The organism is Angustibacter speluncae, from assembly GCF_054777815.1.
In genome coordinates, this window is sequence record NZ_BAAHAF010000005.1 from 38,304 (window position 1) to 53,448 (window position 15,145).

Sequence of the window (15,145 nt, forward strand, 5' to 3'; positions counted from 1 at the left end):
ACGGGCGACTCGGAGAGGCGTGTCCTTCCGCCGCGAGCCGGCCGGCTCCCGTGATGAGGTCAGACAGACATCCAGCAGTACAGATGCAATTCGTCCGCGTGTGCCCGTCGGGCCAGTGCAGCGAGGTCGGCGAAGAGCCCTGTGAAAAACTCGCGGTCCTCGTCGTCCCTGACCGCGAACTCCTCGGTCCGCAGCCACAGAGGTGCCACCCTGGCGAGCTCTGCTTCGTCTGCGGCGGCCAACGCATCGCGGACCGAGTCCGTCAGCGTCACCACTGCCGCCACACCCTCGTCGTCCTCCGCAACGGCGCGCCCGTGGCGCTCGTCCTGGATGACGTCCTCGTACGCACGTCCGGTCATAATCGCCTCGAGCGTCGCCAACTGCACGAACGGATCGATGCCGCGCAGCTCGAGGGTGTCGAGAACGGGCAGGGTGAGATCGACGGCGAACTCGGGTTCCGGCGTCTTGCGGCGTCGCCACCATCCGCCCTGCTCCGCAGTCGCAGCGGGCACCGCTACAAGCACTTCCTGCGAGCTCGGGCCGCCCGCGCGACCGATTGTTGCCGCCGCGGCGTCGTCATCTGCTGCGGAGAAGTACGTGTAATCGACGCCCACGCCTTGAGTGAAGCACGGGTACCGAGGTCCTGGGTCAAATTGGGGTCGGACGCCCGGGTGCGGGTCGGTTGAACGAACACCCTCGAGATCTCGCACGCGGAAGAGGCCCTCAATCGACCCGCGGCATCGTGGCTCCCGTGCGATCAGTGATGCCACCGCGCCACCCGAGTCATTCCGCCGCGAGAGTCAGTTGAGGTCGCGGTCGCTCAGCGGCGGTCGTGGAGGGTGATCAGATAGCCGTCCGGGTCGGCCAGGGTGAAGGTCCGGCCGAACGGCCCGTCGACGGGGGCGCCCACGACGGTGCGTCCGTCGGCGACGAGCCGGGCGTGGATCGCGTCGACGTCGTCGGCGTGGAACCAGATCGCGGTGCCCACGCCGGGCTGCGGGACCGAGGCCAGGTCGGTACCGGGGAGCGGCTCGCGCAGGGCGAAGGCGATCGGCTGCGTGTCGAAGACGACCGCGTGCGGCGGGCCGGTGGGTGAGCGGACCAGGCCGAGGTAGGTCTCGTAGAACGCCTGCGAGGCGTCGAGGTCGCTCGCCTGCAGCGAGAGGAAGTCGGGGCCGGTGGCAGGCATGGTGCTCCTTCGTGTAGACGCCCCCGACCCTGTGTCAGGTGACTGACACCAACGGTATGTCAGACTACTGACATGGGTCAAGACGGGATCGAGCTCGGCACCTCGCTCGGTTACCTCCTCAAGGAGGTCTCCAGCGTCCTGCGCGCCGCCATGGAGGACGTCCTGCGCCCGCTCGGGATGACCGTCACCCAGTACGCGTGCCTCGAGCTGCTGGCCCAGCGCCCCGGCCTGTCGAGCTCGGAGCTCGCCCGCGGCACCTTCGTCACCCGGCAGTCGATGAACGTGCTGCTGCAGACCCTCGAGCGCGACGGCCAGGTGACCCGCGCCACCGAGGCGCCGGTCGGCAAGGTGCTGCCGACCCGACTGACCCCCGCCGGGCGCCGGTTGCTGGACGAGGCGTCGGCCGCGGTCCGCGCCGTCGAGGTGCGGATGCTGGCCGACCTGTCCGCCGCCGAGCAGGCCGAGGCGTTCCGGCTGCTGCAGAGCATGGTCCGGTCGCTGCGCGGCTGACGGCGTCGGTGGATTGCGAGCGCCAGCGTGGTGCGGGTTCAGGCGGACGGTCGGACCGGGGCGCCGGGCCGCTCGTCGTCGAGCGGCCGGCACCCCGGCGGGACGCGCGACCTCGTCAGGCCGCGACGCTGATGCTCCAGGTGACGCCGAACCGGTCGGTGAGCATGCCGAAGCCGGGGCTCCAGGCCGAGGCGGCGAGCGGCTCCACCGTGGTCGCGCCGTCGGCGAGGCCGTCCCAGTAGCCCTGCGCCTCCTCGAGCGAGTCGGCCTCGACCGAGACGAACAGCGCCTGGTCGGTGAGGGTGGTGCCCTGCTCGCGGCGCGCGCTGCCGCCGCCGACGAGCGACCCGGTCTGCTCCCCGGGGACGTCGTAGGCCATGACGCGGAAGCCGGCGTCCGACGTGACCAGGCCGAAGACGACGCGATCGGACCCCGGGACGTCCTGCGGCATGCCGACGTCGGCGTAGGTGCGGACGACGGCGTGGCCGCCGAAGACCGATGCGTAGTGGTCGAGCGCGGCCCGGGCGTCGCCGCGGAAGTTCAGGTGGGTGGTGGTCCGGATGGCCATGGGTGGCTCCTTCGTCGGGCGTGGGGCTCGGCGCCGGTCGGCGCCGCCTGGAACGAGCATCGGGCCTGTATAGGGCCGTTTCGGTCCTACACGGACCTAGACTTCCGGCATGACGACGACCTCGCGGCTGCTGGGCCTGCTGTCGCTGCTGCAGACCCGTCGCGACTGGCCGGGCTCGCTGCTCGCGCAGCGTCTCGGCGTCACCCACCGCACCGTGCGACGCGACATCGAGCGGCTGCGCGAGATGGGGTACGCGATCGAGGCGACCATGGGTCCCGACGGCGGGTACCGGCTGGGCCGCGGGGAGGACCTCCCGCCGCTGCTCTTCGACGACGACCAGACCCTCGCGGTGGCAGTGGGTCTGCAGACGGCGTCCGCGTCCGGCGTGGGCATCGAGGAGGCGGCGGTCCGGGCGCTGTCGACGATCAGGCAGGTGATGCCGTCGCGCCTCCGGTACCGGCTGGACGCCCTCGACGTCACGGCGATCAGCGAACGAGGCGGGGACGGCGCACCCGGCACCGTCGACCCGGACGTGCTGGTCGCGCTCGCCGACGCGATCCGGGCGCGCGAGGTGCTCCGGTTCGACTACCTCCCCCGCGCCGCCGACCCGTCCTCGGAGGCGGAGGCGGAGGCGCCACCGCGCCGGACCGAGCCCCACCACGTCGCCACCTCTCGCGGACGCTGGTACCTGCTCGGGTGGGACCTGGACCGCCAGGACTGGAGGCTCTACTCCGTCGACCGCGTGCGCCCCCGGACCCCCACCGGACCGCGCTTCACCGCCCGTGACGTCCCCGGCGGCGACGTGCACGAGTTCGTCTCGGCACGGTTCAAGGGCCGGGACGTGAACGAGTGGCCGTGCCGCGGCACGGTGGTGCTCCACCTGCCCGCTCGCGACGTGCTGCCCTTCGCGGGAGACGGGACGGTGCGCGCGGTCGACGACCACCGCTGCAGCCTCGAGCTCGGCTCCTGGTCGTGGCCGGCCCTGGCCGCGTCGTACGGCCGCTTCGACACGACGATGGAGGTCGTCGGACCCGCCGAGCTCGCCGACGCCTTCGCCGAGCTCGCGCGCCGCTACGCCGACGCCGGCTCGGCGTCGTCGACCTCCGACTGAGCCCCGGTGCCCACGGCTCAGACCTCGTCGAGGGACGCCCGCAGCAACGCCGCACCGGCTGCCGCGCCGCGGTCGGTCATGACGACCCCGGCGTGGTCGATGCCGGCCACGTGCGCGGCCGACATCAGGGTCGGGAAGCCGGCCACGTGCTCGGACGGGTACATCGGCGCCGTCCCCTCCCCCGTCGCCCACTCCGCGTGCAGCAACCGGGTCGGCACGCGGACCTCGGCGAACGCCTCGGCCGGCCGCGGGGACGCCAGCACCGAGACCGCGTCCGCGGCAACCGTGTTGACGTCGCGCTGCACCGGCCCGCCGTCGGCACCACGGGTGAGGTCGCGCGCGCACATCTCGACGAACCGCGGGTCGGCCGGGTCGATCAGCGGGGTGCTGGTGGCGGCGAGGTGCGCGGCGTAGGTCGCGACGTCGGGCCAATCGGTCCCGTCGTGCTGGTCGCGGAACGTCTTCTCCACCAGGTCCTCCGGCAGGAGCGCCGGCACCGGGAGCCCGCCGTCGAGCAGCGTGAGCGTCCGGACGCGGTCGGGGTGACGGGCGGCCAGCTCGACCGCGACGAACCCGCCCATCGACATGCCGAGCACGTCGACCGTCCCGAGACCGAGCTCGTCGAGCAACCCCACCAGCTCGTCGGCGTGCACCCCGACCGACGACGGACGGACCGGGCGGGCCGGCGTGAGGCCGCGTCCGGGCAGGTCGGGCGCCACGAGCGTGGCCCACGGCGCCGCCTCGTGGAACCACAGCCACAGCCGGTTCGTCGAGGTCGCGCCGTGCACGGCGAGCACCGGCGCGGACTCCCCCGCGTACGTCGCCACGGCGTAGGTGCCCGCAGCGGTCTCGACCTCGGCGTCGGACGGCGTCATCGCGCCACCCTAGTCGTCCCAGAACCTAGGCGTAGGTGCGGAACCCGCGTCCGGTCTTGCGTCCCAGGTAGCCCGCGGTGACGAGGTGCTCGAGCAGCGGCGCCGGCGCGTAGCCCCGCTCGCGGAACTCGAGGTAGAGCTCGCGCTCGATCGCCAGCGAGACGTCGAGCCCGACCACGTCGAGCAGCTCGAACGGGCCCATCGGGTAGCCGCAGCCGGTCTTCATCGCCGTGTCGATGTCGTCGGTCGAGGCGTAGTTGGCCTCGACCATCTTGACCGCGTCGTTCAGGTACGGGAACAGCAGCGCGTTGACGATGAAGCCGGCGCGGTCGGCGCAGGTGACCGGGTGCTTGCCGATGCGGCGGCACAGGTCGACCGCGGTCGCGACCACGTCGTCGGCGGTCGCCACGGTGCGCACCACCTCGACCAGGCGCATCACCTGCGCCGGGTTGAAGAAGTGCAGACCGACGACGTCGTCCGGACGCTGCGTCACGGCCGCGCACTCCACCACGGGCAGCGACGAGGTCGTGGTCGCGAGGACCGCCCCCGGCTTGCAGATGCCGTCGAGGTCGCGGAAGAGCGCCTGCTTCACCGACAGCTCCTCGACCACCGCCTCGACGACGAGGTCGACGCCGGACAGGTCCTCGAGCGACGACGACGGCGTGATGCGCGCGAGGGCCGCGTCGGCGTCCGCCTGCTCGATCTTGCCGCGTCCCACCGCCTTCGCCAGGCTCGCCGTCACCTTGGCGACGACCGCCTGCGCCTTGTCGACGCTGCGCGCGACGACCACCACGTCGTACCCGGCCTTGGCGAACACCTCGACGATGCCCGTGGCCATCGTCCCCGAGCCGACGACGCCGACGGACGAGATCGGGCGCAGGCCAGCGGTGTCGGCGGCGCCGTCCGCCGGTGTCAGCGCGTCCGCGACGACCTTCGACGAGCCGGGCTCGGCGTAGGTGTAGAAGCCGCGGCCGCTCTTGCGTCCCTTCAGGCCCGCCGTGACCATCTGCTTGAGGATCGGGCTGGGCGCGTGCAGCCGGTCGCGGCCCTGCTTGTACATCGTGTCGAGGATCTCGTAGGCGGTGTCGAGCCCGATCAGGTCCATCAGCGCGAGCGGGCCCATCGGCAGGCCGCAGCCCAGCGTCATCGACGCGTCGATGTCCTCGCGGGTCGCGTACCGCGACTCGTACATGGAGACGGCGTGGTTGAGGTAACCGAACAGCAGCGCGTTCGCGATGAAGCCGGCCTTGTCGCCCACGACCACGGGCATCTTGCCGATCCGGTCCGCGAGCGCCTTCACGTCCTCGACGACGTCGTCCTCGGTGACGACCGTGCGGATGACCTCGACGAACTTCTGCACCGGCGCGGGGTTGAAGAAGTGCATGCCCACCACTCGGCGCGGGTTGCTGGTGGCGACGGAGATCTCGGTGACCGACAGCGAGGAGGTGTTCGTGGCGAGCACGGCCTCGGGACGCACGATCGCGTCGAGCGCCGTGAAGATCTGCCGCTTCAGGTCGAGGTGCTCGGGCACCGCCTCGACCACGAGGTCGCACGGCGCCAGGTCGGTGAGGTCGCTGGTGAAGGTGATGCGGCCGAGCAGGGCGGCCTGCTCGTCCTCGGCGAGCTTGCCGCGGGAGACGGCCCGGCCGGTGGAGAACTCGACGTGGCCGCGGCCGCGCTCCAGGCCGTCGGCGTCGGGCTCGTGCGCGACGACGGCGAGCCCGTTGCGGGCGAACACCTCCGCGATGCCGGCGCCCATCGTGCCCAGACCCACCACGCCCACGGTGGCGAACTCGCGTGCCATGACTCTCCCTCGACTCGTCGGTGCCCCCTCGACCGGGCCGATCCTCGCAGAGGGTCCGCGCCGCACCCGGGCTTCGTCACGCACGTCACACCAGCACGGACGGGCCCGCGTACTCAGTGGCGCGGCCGCGTCCGCCGGGCAGGGTGGGGGCATGAGCACAGCCCTGAAGGTGGTCGCGTGGGTCCTCGGCTCGGTGGTGCTGCTGGTGCTGCTGGGCGTCGGGGCGCTGTGGTGGGGCCTGTCGGGCGGGTGGGACGGCATCCGTCCCGCCGCGCAGCCCGACGACCGCCGGGTCGTGCAGGCGGGCGAGGACGCGGTGGCCCCGCTGGCCGAGCTCACCGACCCGGTCGAGGACGCGCTGGCCGAGGCCGGCGCGGGCGTCGGGCGGGTCGAGGTCGAGGGCTGCGAGGAGGGCCAGAACAACTGGAAGGTCCAGGACGGGTACACGCTGTCCTGCTCGCGGGCGAGCGTCCTCGGGGCGACCTCTTCGGCCGCCACCCCCCAGCTGGCCGCGACCGACGTCGACGAGCGCGTGCGGGCGCTCGGCTGGGAGCCGACCCAGTACGGCGAGATGGACCGCAGCGGGGCCAGCGGCCCGCTCGAGGGGCGCTACCAGCACCCCGACGCGCCGGACGCCGTGCTCGTCGTGGAGGTGACCTTCCCCGACGACGTCTCGAGCTACCTGCCGCTCAGCCGGGTCGACCTCACCGGGCAGGAGCCCGCCGCGCCGGTGCTGGACGCGCTGCGCGCGTCGTCGCAGGTGGCGGTCGTCGCCACCGTCGAGCTCACGTACTTCGAGGACGACTGAGTTCCGGGACGGGCGGGCGCCCCGGCTAGGGTGTCGGCCGTGCGCCTGGTCATCGCCCGCTGCTCGGTCGACTACGAGGGACGGCTGACGGCCCACCTCCCGCTCGCCACCCGGCTGCTGCTGGTGAAGGCCGACGGGTCGGTGCTCGTGCACTCCGACGGCGGCTCGTACAAGCCGCTGAACTGGATGAGCCCGCCGTGCGCGATGGCCGAGGCCGAGCCCGACGAGGACGACGCCGCCACCGGGGTCGTGGCGGTCTGGCGGGTGCAGCACGCCAAGAGCGACGACCGGCTGCTGGTGCGCATCCACGAGGTGCTGCACGACTCCGCGCACGAGCTCGGCGTCGACCCCGGACTGGTCAAGGACGGCGTCGAGGCGCACCTGCAGAAGCTGCTCGCCGAGCAGATCGAGCGGCTCGGCACCGGCCACAGCCTGGTGCGGCGCGAGTACCCCACCGCGATCGGCCCGGTCGACATCCTGGCCCGCGACGCGTCCGGCACGACGGTCGCGGTCGAGATCAAGCGCCGCGGCGACATCGACGGCGTCGAGCAGCTCACCCGCTACCTCGAGCTGCTGAACCGCGACCCGCTGCTCTCGCCGGTGAAGGGCGTGTTCGCCGCCCAGGAGATCAAGCCGCAGGCGCGGGTGCTGGCCACCGACCGCGGGATCGCCTGCCTGACACTCGACTACGACGCCATGAAGGGCGTCGACGACGTCACCTCACGCCTGTTCTGAGGCCAGCCCGCGCACGTAGCGGGACGGCTCGAGGTCGCCCTCCTCGGTGTCGTGCGGCTGCTCGGGGCACTCGGCCAGCACGCCGGCCTCGTCGCGGAACGGGACGGGCACCCGCTGCGCGAGCGTGGGGTCGTCGTCGAGGCGGGCCTGCACGAGCCAGCGGGTCCACCCGAACACCACGGTGACGACGTGGAAGAGCCACTCCTGCTCCTCGTGCGTCATCTCGTTGCGGTTCTTGAACACCATCAGCACGATGTGGCCGCCGATGGCCAGGCCGCAGTAGTAGACCCAGAAGAAGTGGAACGGCCCGGCGAGCAGGCGCCCGAGCGTGGTCTCGGGCGACAGGTCGCCGTAGCCGATCGTCAGCGACGCGACCTCGCCCCACCAGTAGGCGTCGAGGAAGCTCCAGTTCTCGATCACCCCGAACGTGAGCACCGCGATCAACCGGGTGAGCAGGTACGCCATCACCACCCGTCGCAGCCTCGACGTCGTCCAGACGAACAGGCGGGTGACGGGTTGCAGCAGGATCTTCAGCACGGGCTCCCCCTCGTGGTCGTCGGCACCGGGCGCCCGGGCCACCGCACAGCGTCCCAGATGCAGCAGGATGAACCCGTGCAGCGCGTCGTCGTGGTCGGGGCCGGGGTCATCGGGCTGAGCTGCGCCGTCCGCCTGGCCGAGGCGGGGTACGACGCGCACGTGCTCGCCCGCGACCTGCCGCTCGAGACCACCTCGGCCGTCGCCGGCGGCCTGTGGCTGCCGTACCTCGCGCACCCGCGCGAGCGGGTCGCCGCCTGGGCCGCCACCACGCTCACCGAGCTGACCGCGCTGGCCGACGACCCGGCGACCGGCGTCCGCCTCACCGAGGGCCACGAGCTGCACCACGACCCGTCGCCGCCGCGGCCGGACTGGGTGCTCGACGGCCGCCCGGCCGTCGAGCTCGAGCGCGACCCGCTGCCCGGGTACGCCTCGGGCTGGCGGACGACGGTGCCGGTCGCGCGGACCACGACGTACCTGCCGTGGCTCGCCGCCCGCCTCGCTGCCGCGGGCGGCACCATCACGCGGATGCCCCTCGCCGCGCTCCCCCAGCGCGGCGTCGTCGTGAACGCCACCGGCGTCAGCGCCCGCGCCACCGCGCGCGACCCCGAGGTGCGGCCCGTGCGCGGGCAGGTGGTGGTGCTCGAGAACCCGGGCCTGACCCGCTGGTGGGTCGACGACGCCGACCCCGCCCGTCCCCTCTACGTGCTGCCTCGCGGCGACGACGTCGTGGTCGGCGGCACCGCCGACGACGGCGAGTGGGACACCACGCCCGATCCCGCTGTGGCGCAGCAGGTCCTGGCGCGCGCGACCGCGGTCGAGCCGCGGCTGCGGGGTGCCCGCGTGCTCGCCCACCGGGTCGGGCTGCGGCCGGCGCGGCCGGCCGTGCGGCTCGAGACCGTCGTCGACGACGAGCGGGCGGTGGTGCACTGCTACGGCCACGGCGGGGCCGGCGTGACGCTGTCGTGGGGCTGCGCCGACGACGTGCTGCGCGAGGTCTCAGCCCTGCGCTGACACCCGCCACCCGTCGGCGTCGCCGTCGACGCGCACCGCGTCACCGGAAGCCGGCCGCCCGGTCAGCAGCAGCACCAGGGCCGGCACGTCGTCGGTGACGACCACGACGGTCTCGCCCCGGCGCAGGTCGGCGAGGTCGTCGAGCCGTTCCCGGGCGTCCGCCGCACCCGCCGCCACGCGCACCACCTCGCCCGGGTGCTCCTGCGGCGCGACGGTCGTCACGAGCAGCGTCACCGGGCACTGCAGGTCGCTCACGACGCGGACCTCAGGCCAGCACGACCTGGACGCCCGCCTCGCGCAGCGCCGTCACGTGGTCGTCGTCGGCGTGGTCGTCGGTGACGAGCACGTCGATGTCGCCGGCGTCGCAGATGCGGGCGAACGCGCGGCGGCCGAGCTTCTCCGAGCCCGCCACCACCACGACCTTCTTGCTGCGGCGCACCATCTCGGCGTTGATGCCGGCCTCGCCCTCGTGCTGGGCCGACGCGCCGTCGGCCTGCGAGAAGCCGTCGACGCCGAGCACCATGGTGTCGATCCAGAGCTGCTCGAGCACGATCGCCGCGAGCGGCCCGGTGAGCTCGTACGACTGCTGGCGCGCGACGCCGCCGAGGGTCACCGTGCGCACGTGCGGGCGCAGCACCATCTCGGTCGCGATGTTCAGCGCGTTCGTCACGACGGTGATGGCCGGACGCGTCGAGGTCGCGGCGAGGTCGGGACGGGCGGCGAGCCGGCGGGCGACCGCCGAGGTGGTGGTGCCGCCGTTGAAGGCGACGACCGTCCCCTCGTCGAGCAGGTCGCAGGCGGCCGCGGCGATGCGCTCCTTGGCGCCGCTGCGGCCCGCGCCGCGGTAGCGGGCCGGCAGGTCGTAGGCCACCGCGGTGGCGACGATGCCGCCGTGGGTGCGGGTGACGAGCTGCTGCTCGGCCAGGGCGAGGAAGTCGCGGCGGATCGTGGCGCCGGACACCCCGAGCCGCTCGACGGCCTCGGTGACCGACAGCCGGCCGTGCTGGGCGACGGCGTCGAGCAGCGCCTGCCAGCGGCGGGACCGGTCGAGCACCTGCTCGCCGCGCCGCGGCTCGTCGACCAGGTCGGTCGCCAGCTCGTCGGGCGTGGCGCTCACTTCAGCGTCCCGCTCGTCAGCCCGGCCTGGATCTGCCGGTAGAACACCACGTACACGATCACGACGGGAAGCATGGCGATCGCGAGCGCCGCGAACAAGCCGCCCCAGTCGCTCTCGTACCTCGTGCTGGCGAGCATGGTCGCGATGCCTTGGGCCAGAACGGGTTTCTCGGGCGAGAGGAACGACGGCAGGACGAACTGGTTGAACTGCCCCAGGACGTTGAAGACGCCGATGCTGAGCAGCCCCGGCTTGGCCATCGGCAGCATCACCCGGAAGAACGCGCTGGTGTGCGAGCAGCCGTCGAGCACCGCGGCCTCGGCCACCGAGGTCGGCAGGGTGCGGAAGAAGGCGTGCATGAAGAACACGGTGAACGGCAGCGAGTACGCGGTGTAGACGAGGATCAGCCCGTGGTAGGTGGAGAGCATGCCGAACCCGCGCACGACGAAGAACAGCGGCACGATCGCCAGGAAGACCGGGAACATCATCCCGGCGGCGAACAGGTAGTAGATCGCGCGGTTGCCCGGGAAGGGGTAGCGCGCGAGCACGTAGGCCACCATCGAGCCCAGCAGCATGGTCAGCACGACGCCGCCGGTGACCACGACCACGCTGTTCAGCAGGTACTCCCCGACGCCCTTGTCCATGGCGCTGGCGAAGTTGCCCCACCGCGGCGTCTCGGGCAGCGACCACGGGCTGCCGAAGATCTCGCGCGTGGTCTTGGTCGAGGCCAGCAGCGCCCAGGCGAACGGGACGACGACGGTGACCGTCCACAGCGCCAGCACCACGTGCGCGGCGGCGTTGCCCAGGTCGGCCTTGGCCGACCCGTGGCGCCCCTGCTCCGGCCGGCGCGCGGGTGCGGCGGCCGGGGCCACCGGCTCCTGCTTCGTCAGCGACACGTCGCCTCCCTCAGTACTCGATCTGCTCGCGCCGGGTGGCGCGCAGCATCACCACGGCGATGACCAGCGTGGTGAGGAACAGCACGACGCCCATCGCGGACGCGTACCCGGCCTGCCCGTACTGGAAGCCGTTGCTCGCGATCTGCAGCGACATCACCTGGGTCGCGTTGTCGGGCCCGCCGGGCCCGACCGTCATGACCGCGACCAGCGCGTAGACGTCGAGCGCGAGGATCGCGATGTAGACCCACGCGGTCTGGATCGTGTCCCACAGCAGCGGGATCGTGATGCGCACGAACGTCGTGACGCGGCCGGCGCCGTCGATGAGCGCGGCCTCGAAGATGTCGCGCGGGATCGAGCTCATCGCGGCGTTGAACAGCACCAGGTAGAACCCGACGCCGCCCCAGACCAGCACCCACACCACGCACCACAGCGCCATCGAGGGGTCGGCGAGCCAGCCCTTCGGGTCGACGCCGAGCCGGCCGAGCAGGCTGTTGGCCAGGCCGTCGCCGGTGGGCGTGAGGATCACCGACCAGATCACGGCGATCACCGGCACCGACAGCACCTGCGGCATGAAGAACACGAGCTTGTAGAAGTCTGCGCCGCGCACCCCCCGGACGCCGGCCGCGCCGGCGCGCCCCCCGACGTTGAGCAGGAACGCGTACAGCAGCGCCAGCACGATCGTCACGACCGGCACCACGACGAGCAGCACCGCGTTGTTGCGGATCGCGCGCAGGAAGACCGAGTCGTTCGCGAGCCGCTCGAAGTTCTGCAGGCCGACGAAGTCGAACTGCGGCGAGACGCCGGTCCAGTTCGTCAGCGAGTAGTAGAACGCCTGCACGAACGGCGAGAGGACGAAGACCGCGTAGAGCACGATCGGGACGACGAGGAAGCCCACCACGAACCGGTACTTGCCGTGCTGCATGGGTGGGCCTCCTCGTCGTCCGTGCGGTCGGTGCGGCGGCGCGTCAGCCGCGCGTGCGCTTCTTCGTCGAGGGGTCGGCGGCGGTCTCGTCCGCGGCCTTCTGCGCCTCGGCGGTGAAGCCCGCGGCGTCGAGGCGCCCGGCGGCGAGCTCGCCGACGATCGTCTCGATCTTGTCGGCCAGCGGCGTGTACCAGACGTGGAAGTACATGTTCCAGTTGTCGTCGCCGCCGGAGTCGACCAGCGCCTGCACCGACTCGGCCGCCGGGGTGAGGTCGACGCCCTCGGCGCCGCCCTGCACGACGGTGGGCGCTGCGGTGAGCTCGGTGAACTTCGCCGCGCCCTCCTTCGACAGCATGATCCGCAGGAACTCCATGCCGCCGGCCTTGTTCGCCGCCTGCTCGGGGACGATGAACGCCTCGGCCGCGCTGAGCCGGGTGCAGCCGTAGGGCAGCGTGGCGCCGTCGAGCAGCGGCGTGGGCGCGACCGTGGTGCGGAACTCGGCCGGCGCGACGTCCTTCTGCTCGTTCTCGAGCCAGGAGCCGGACGGGATGAACGCGGCCTTGCCCTCGTTCCAGGCGGTCTGGGACTGGATGTGGTCGAGGCCCTCGGTGCCCTCGAGCATGTAGCCCTTCGCCTTGATCTCGGCGAGCGCCTCGGCGGCGGCGAGCACCGACTCGTGCTTCCAGGCGTCCGGCTCGAGCGAGTCGATGGCGTAGATGACGTCGAGGCCGCCGTGCTTGACGGCCATGTCCATCAGGACCTGCTGGATGTAGTACGGGTACTTGCCCTGGTGCGCCATCGGCGCGATGCCGGCGCCCTTGATCTCCTCGCAGAGCGCGAGGAAGTCCGTCCAGGTCTCCGGCGGCGTCCAGCCCTTCGACTCGAACAGCGTCGCGTCGTACCAGAGGCCGTAGCACTCCAGCGCGTAGTTGAGCACCAGCGGCTTGTCGTCGTAGGTGCCGGCCTCGATCGCCACCGGGACGAGCGACTCGCGCACGGTGCCGCCGTCGACCGACTCGGCGTCGAACAGCATCGTCAGGTCGGCGAGCTGGCCGGTGTCGGCGAGGGTCGAGATCGGCAGCGACTCGGCGCCGGAGTTGTCGACGACGTCGGGCGGGTTGCCGGCGTTGAAGCGCGGCTGCAGCTGCTGGCGGATGTCGGTGATGCCGGCGTGCTTCACCTCGGCGTCGGGGAACTTCTTGCCGTACAGCTCCTCGTGGAACTTGGCGTAGTCGTCGCCGTAGCCGCCCTTGAAGATGACGACGTCGAGCGGGGCGTCGGCGGTGACGCCGAACGGGTTGTCGGCCGACACCTCGCCCTCGCCGGTGGCCTCGCCGCCACCGCTGCCGCCGCTCGCGCACGACGCCAGCGTGCCGGCGCCGCCGGCGGCGATGAACGACGCGAACGCCGCGCGCTGCAGGAACACCCTGCGGGAGTGCTGGTTCGGGAGGGACATCTGGTGCTCCTTCTCTGGGTGGGTGCGGTGTCAGGCGCCGCGGCGGATGCGGCCGGCGTAGCGGGCCTCGAGGGCGTGGTTGTGCTCGTCGCCCTCGGGGACGTTGGCGGACAGGTAGACCGGCGGGACGACGCCCGCCTCGAGGACGCGGCGCACGACCTCGGCGCCGATCATCTGGGCGAGCAGCGCGCTGGTGATCGACGAGACGCCGCAGACCGTGCCACCGCCCGGCAGCGGCAGGATCGCGTCACCGTACGGCGCGCCGTTGTCGAGGACGACGTCGGCGACGTCCTTCAGCTTCAGGCCGGACGGGTGCCGCGACGGCACCTGCGCGGTCTGGGTGAGCGAGGTGATCGCGACGACCTGGTGACCGTGCTCCCGCGCCACGCGGGCCATCTCGACGGTCGAGCCGTTCACGCCGGAGTTCGACGCGACCACGAAGGCGTCCTGCGGCGCCGGCGAGGTGAGCTCGTACAGGCGGGCGGCGACGGACGGGTCGCGCTCGAGCGTGCCGTCGGACAGCACCGCCGGGTCGGCCCCGCCGCGCAGCACCAGGTCGCGCAGCGCGATCCGGTTGCTCGGCACCAGCCCGCCGGCGCGACCCGCGACCTCCATCGCCAGCGCCTCGGAGTGGCCGGTGCCGAAGGCCTGCACCACGCCGTCGGCGAGCACGCAGCGGGCGAGCACGTCGGCGGCGTCCTGCACCGGCCCGTCGGCCTGCTCCTGCACGCGCGCCAGCACCTCGTCGAGCGCGGTGCGGAAGGCTGCTGCGGTGGGCGCGGACGGGTCGGTCATCGTGCTCCCCTCGGACGCGTCGGCGGGTCGCGCGGTCGTCCTCGACCCCGGCCGTCGGGAACCGTAGCGTGATCGGATGAGCCCGTCCAGGACCCGGATCGATCAGAACGGATCGTCAAACGTGAGCGAAACGGTCGTCGGCGCCGACCTCGGCGGCACGAGCACCCGGGTCGTGGTGGCCGACCGGGACGGTCGCGTCCTCGGGCGCGGCCGGGCCGGCGCGGGCAACCCGGTGTCGAGCCCGGCGACCGCCGCCGGCGCTCTCGGCGAGGCGCTCGGGCGGGCGCTGGCGGAGGCGGGCTCACCACGCGTCGGGCGCGTGGTGCTCGGCGTGGCCGGCGGGTCCGCGCTGCGCGAGGGACCGGTCGCCGCGGGCTTCGCCGCGGCCCTGGCCGGCTGCGGCGTCGACGCGGCACCCGAGTACCTGCCCGACCTCACCGTCGCCTACGCCGCCGGCTCCCCCGACCCCGACGGCCTGGTGCTCATCGCCGGGACGGGCGCGAGCGCGGGGGTCGTGCGCGGCCACGTCCTCACCAGGACGGCCGGCGGCCACGGCTGGCTGCTCGGCGACGAGGGCGCCGGCTTCTGGCTGGGACGCGAGGAGGTGCTCGAGCTGCTCGCCGACCTGGACGCCGCGCGACCGCCCGGTCGGCTGGGCGCCGACGCGCTGACCGCGCTGCTCGGGGACGGCGGCGGCGACAGCGCTCCGGGCGGCCTCGACGACGGCGACCGGGTGCGTCGGCAGGTGGTGCGGGCCGTGCACGTGCTCGCGCCCGTGCGGTTCCACGCCGACTACGCGGTCGCCGCCCTCGAG

Annotated in this window: 18 protein-coding genes; 6 read left to right on the top strand and 12 right to left on the bottom strand. The window is 72.9% G+C overall.

Features of this window, described 5'->3' with window-relative positions; all coding sequences use genetic code 11:
- Positions 1–59: 59 nt before the first annotated feature.
- Both ACYVKY_RS00485 and ACYVKY_RS00490 read right to left on the bottom strand, forming a co-directional pair.
- Positions 60–614 (bottom strand): hypothetical protein, encoded by a 555-nt coding sequence (locus ACYVKY_RS00485; protein WP_460433023.1) that lies wholly within the window; start codon positions 612–614, stop codon positions 60–62.
- A gap of 206 nt (positions 615–820) precedes the next feature.
- Positions 821–1,189 (bottom strand): VOC family protein, encoded by a 369-nt coding sequence (locus ACYVKY_RS00490; protein WP_460433024.1) that lies wholly within the window; start codon positions 1,187–1,189, stop codon positions 821–823.
- A gap of 72 nt (positions 1,190–1,261) precedes the next feature.
- Here ACYVKY_RS00490 and ACYVKY_RS00495 point away from each other — a divergent pair, with 72 nt between their 5' ends.
- Positions 1,262–1,699: a MarR family winged helix-turn-helix transcriptional regulator gene (locus ACYVKY_RS00495; protein WP_460433025.1), complete on the top strand. Its 438-nt coding sequence runs from the start codon at positions 1,262–1,264 to the stop codon at positions 1,697–1,699.
- A gap of 115 nt (positions 1,700–1,814) precedes the next feature.
- Here ACYVKY_RS00495 and ACYVKY_RS00500 read toward each other — a convergent pair whose 3' ends face one another.
- Entirely contained in the window at positions 1,815–2,267 is a 453-nt protein-coding gene (locus ACYVKY_RS00500) for a VOC family protein (protein WP_460433026.1), read from the bottom strand.
- A 109-nt stretch (positions 2,268–2,376) separates the two neighbouring features.
- Between ACYVKY_RS00500 and ACYVKY_RS00505 the strand changes: the two genes are divergently transcribed.
- The gene (locus tag ACYVKY_RS00505; RefSeq protein ID WP_460433027.1) at positions 2,377–3,378 is read left to right on the top strand and encodes a helix-turn-helix transcriptional regulator; all 1,002 of its coding nucleotides are present in this window, start codon (positions 2,377–2,379) and stop codon (positions 3,376–3,378) included.
- A gap of 17 nt (positions 3,379–3,395) precedes the next feature.
- On the opposite strand, the gene ACYVKY_RS00510 is transcribed toward ACYVKY_RS00505, so the two are convergent.
- Positions 3,396–4,253 carry an alpha/beta fold hydrolase gene (locus ACYVKY_RS00510; protein WP_460433028.1) on the bottom strand — a complete coding sequence of 286 codons (858 nt, stop codon included), beginning with the start codon at positions 4,251–4,253 and terminating at the stop codon, positions 3,396–3,398.
- Positions 4,254–4,278: 25 nt separating this feature from the next.
- A complete protein-coding gene (locus tag ACYVKY_RS00515; RefSeq protein WP_460433029.1) occupies positions 4,279–6,057 on the bottom strand; it encodes a 3-hydroxyacyl-CoA dehydrogenase family protein in 1,779 nt (592 codons plus the stop codon).
- A gap of 151 nt (positions 6,058–6,208) precedes the next feature.
- On the opposite strand from ACYVKY_RS00515, the gene ACYVKY_RS00520 reads away from it, so the two are divergent.
- Entirely contained in the window at positions 6,209–6,865 is a 657-nt protein-coding gene (locus ACYVKY_RS00520; protein WP_460433030.1) for a hypothetical protein, read from the top strand.
- Positions 6,866–6,904: 39 nt separating this feature from the next.
- Positions 6,905–7,600: an endonuclease gene (gene nucS / locus ACYVKY_RS00525; protein ID WP_460433031.1), complete on the top strand. Its 696-nt coding sequence runs from the start codon at positions 6,905–6,907 to the stop codon at positions 7,598–7,600.
- Here nucS and ACYVKY_RS00530 read toward each other — a convergent pair.
- Positions 7,586–8,179: a potassium channel family protein gene (locus tag ACYVKY_RS00530; protein ID WP_460433032.1), complete on the bottom strand. Its 594-nt coding sequence runs from the start codon at positions 8,177–8,179 to the stop codon at positions 7,586–7,588. The two genes, nucS and ACYVKY_RS00530, sit on opposite strands and share 15 nt — an antisense overlap.
- A gap of 33 nt (positions 8,180–8,212) precedes the next feature.
- Here ACYVKY_RS00530 and ACYVKY_RS00535 point away from each other — a divergent pair, with 33 nt between their 5' ends.
- Positions 8,213–9,148, top strand: coding sequence for an FAD-dependent oxidoreductase (locus ACYVKY_RS00535; RefSeq protein ID WP_460433033.1), 936 nt, complete (start codon positions 8,213–8,215; stop codon positions 9,146–9,148).
- Here ACYVKY_RS00535 and ACYVKY_RS00540 read toward each other — a convergent pair.
- From ACYVKY_RS00540 to ACYVKY_RS00565, 6 genes are read right to left on the bottom strand one after another with little or no spacing between them, the layout of a single operon-like run.
- Complete coding sequence (locus ACYVKY_RS00540) at positions 9,134–9,403, bottom strand: hypothetical protein (RefSeq protein ID WP_460433034.1); 270 nt, start codon at positions 9,401–9,403, stop codon at positions 9,134–9,136. The genes ACYVKY_RS00535 and ACYVKY_RS00540 overlap by 15 nt on opposite strands.
- 10 nt (positions 9,404–9,413) lie before the next feature.
- Complete coding sequence (locus ACYVKY_RS00545; RefSeq protein ID WP_460433035.1) at positions 9,414–10,265, bottom strand: DeoR/GlpR family DNA-binding transcription regulator; 852 nt, start codon at positions 10,263–10,265, stop codon at positions 9,414–9,416.
- Entirely contained in the window at positions 10,262–11,158 is an 897-nt protein-coding gene (locus ACYVKY_RS00550; protein WP_460433036.1) for a carbohydrate ABC transporter permease, read from the bottom strand. Before ACYVKY_RS00550 ends, ACYVKY_RS00545 begins: the two co-directional genes overlap by 4 nt.
- 10 nt (positions 11,159–11,168) lie before the next feature.
- A complete protein-coding gene (locus ACYVKY_RS00555; RefSeq protein WP_460433037.1) occupies positions 11,169–12,080 on the bottom strand; it encodes a carbohydrate ABC transporter permease in 912 nt (303 codons plus the stop codon).
- A 43-nt stretch (positions 12,081–12,123) separates the two neighbouring features.
- Positions 12,124–13,536 (bottom strand): type 2 periplasmic-binding domain-containing protein, encoded by a 1,413-nt coding sequence (gene ngcE, locus ACYVKY_RS00560; RefSeq protein WP_460433038.1) that lies wholly within the window; start codon positions 13,534–13,536, stop codon positions 12,124–12,126.
- A gap of 30 nt (positions 13,537–13,566) precedes the next feature.
- Positions 13,567–14,331 carry a sugar isomerase domain-containing protein gene (locus ACYVKY_RS00565; protein ID WP_460433039.1) on the bottom strand — a complete coding sequence of 255 codons (765 nt, stop codon included), beginning with the start codon at positions 14,329–14,331 and terminating at the stop codon, positions 13,567–13,569.
- Positions 14,332–14,452: 121 nt separating this feature from the next.
- On the opposite strand from ACYVKY_RS00565, the gene ACYVKY_RS00570 reads away from it, so the two are divergent.
- Positions 14,453–15,145 (top strand): BadF/BadG/BcrA/BcrD ATPase family protein (locus ACYVKY_RS00570; protein WP_460433040.1); only part of this gene is annotated, 693 nt, incomplete at its 3' end.

Bases quoted from the DNA above. Each gene is read 5' to 3' on its own strand.
- ACYVKY_RS00495 (WP_460433025.1), top strand. From the start codon at position 1,262: ATGGGTCAAGACGGGATCGAGCTCGGCACCTCGCTCGGTTACCTCCTC.
- ACYVKY_RS00515 (WP_460433029.1), bottom strand. From the start codon at position 6,057: ATGGCACGCGAGTTCGCCACCGTGGGCGTGGTGGGTCTGGGCACGATG.
- ACYVKY_RS00500 (WP_460433026.1), bottom strand. From the start codon at position 2,267: ATGGCCATCCGGACCACCACCCACCTGAACTTCCGCGGCGACGCCCGG.
- ACYVKY_RS00565 (WP_460433039.1), bottom strand. From the start codon at position 14,331: ATGACCGACCCGTCCGCGCCCACCGCAGCAGCCTTCCGCACCGCGCTC.
- ACYVKY_RS00505 (WP_460433027.1), top strand. From the start codon at position 2,377: ATGACGACGACCTCGCGGCTGCTGGGCCTGCTGTCGCTGCTGCAGACC.
- ACYVKY_RS00555 (WP_460433037.1), bottom strand. From the start codon at position 12,080: ATGCAGCACGGCAAGTACCGGTTCGTGGTGGGCTTCCTCGTCGTCCCG.
- ACYVKY_RS00520 (WP_460433030.1), top strand. From the start codon at position 6,209: ATGAGCACAGCCCTGAAGGTGGTCGCGTGGGTCCTCGGCTCGGTGGTG.
- ngcE (WP_460433038.1), bottom strand. From the start codon at position 13,536: ATGTCCCTCCCGAACCAGCACTCCCGCAGGGTGTTCCTGCAGCGCGCG.
- ACYVKY_RS00490 (WP_460433024.1), bottom strand. From the start codon at position 1,189: ATGCCTGCCACCGGCCCCGACTTCCTCTCGCTGCAGGCGAGCGACCTC.
- ACYVKY_RS00510 (WP_460433028.1), bottom strand. From the start codon at position 4,253: ATGACGCCGTCCGACGCCGAGGTCGAGACCGCTGCGGGCACCTACGCC.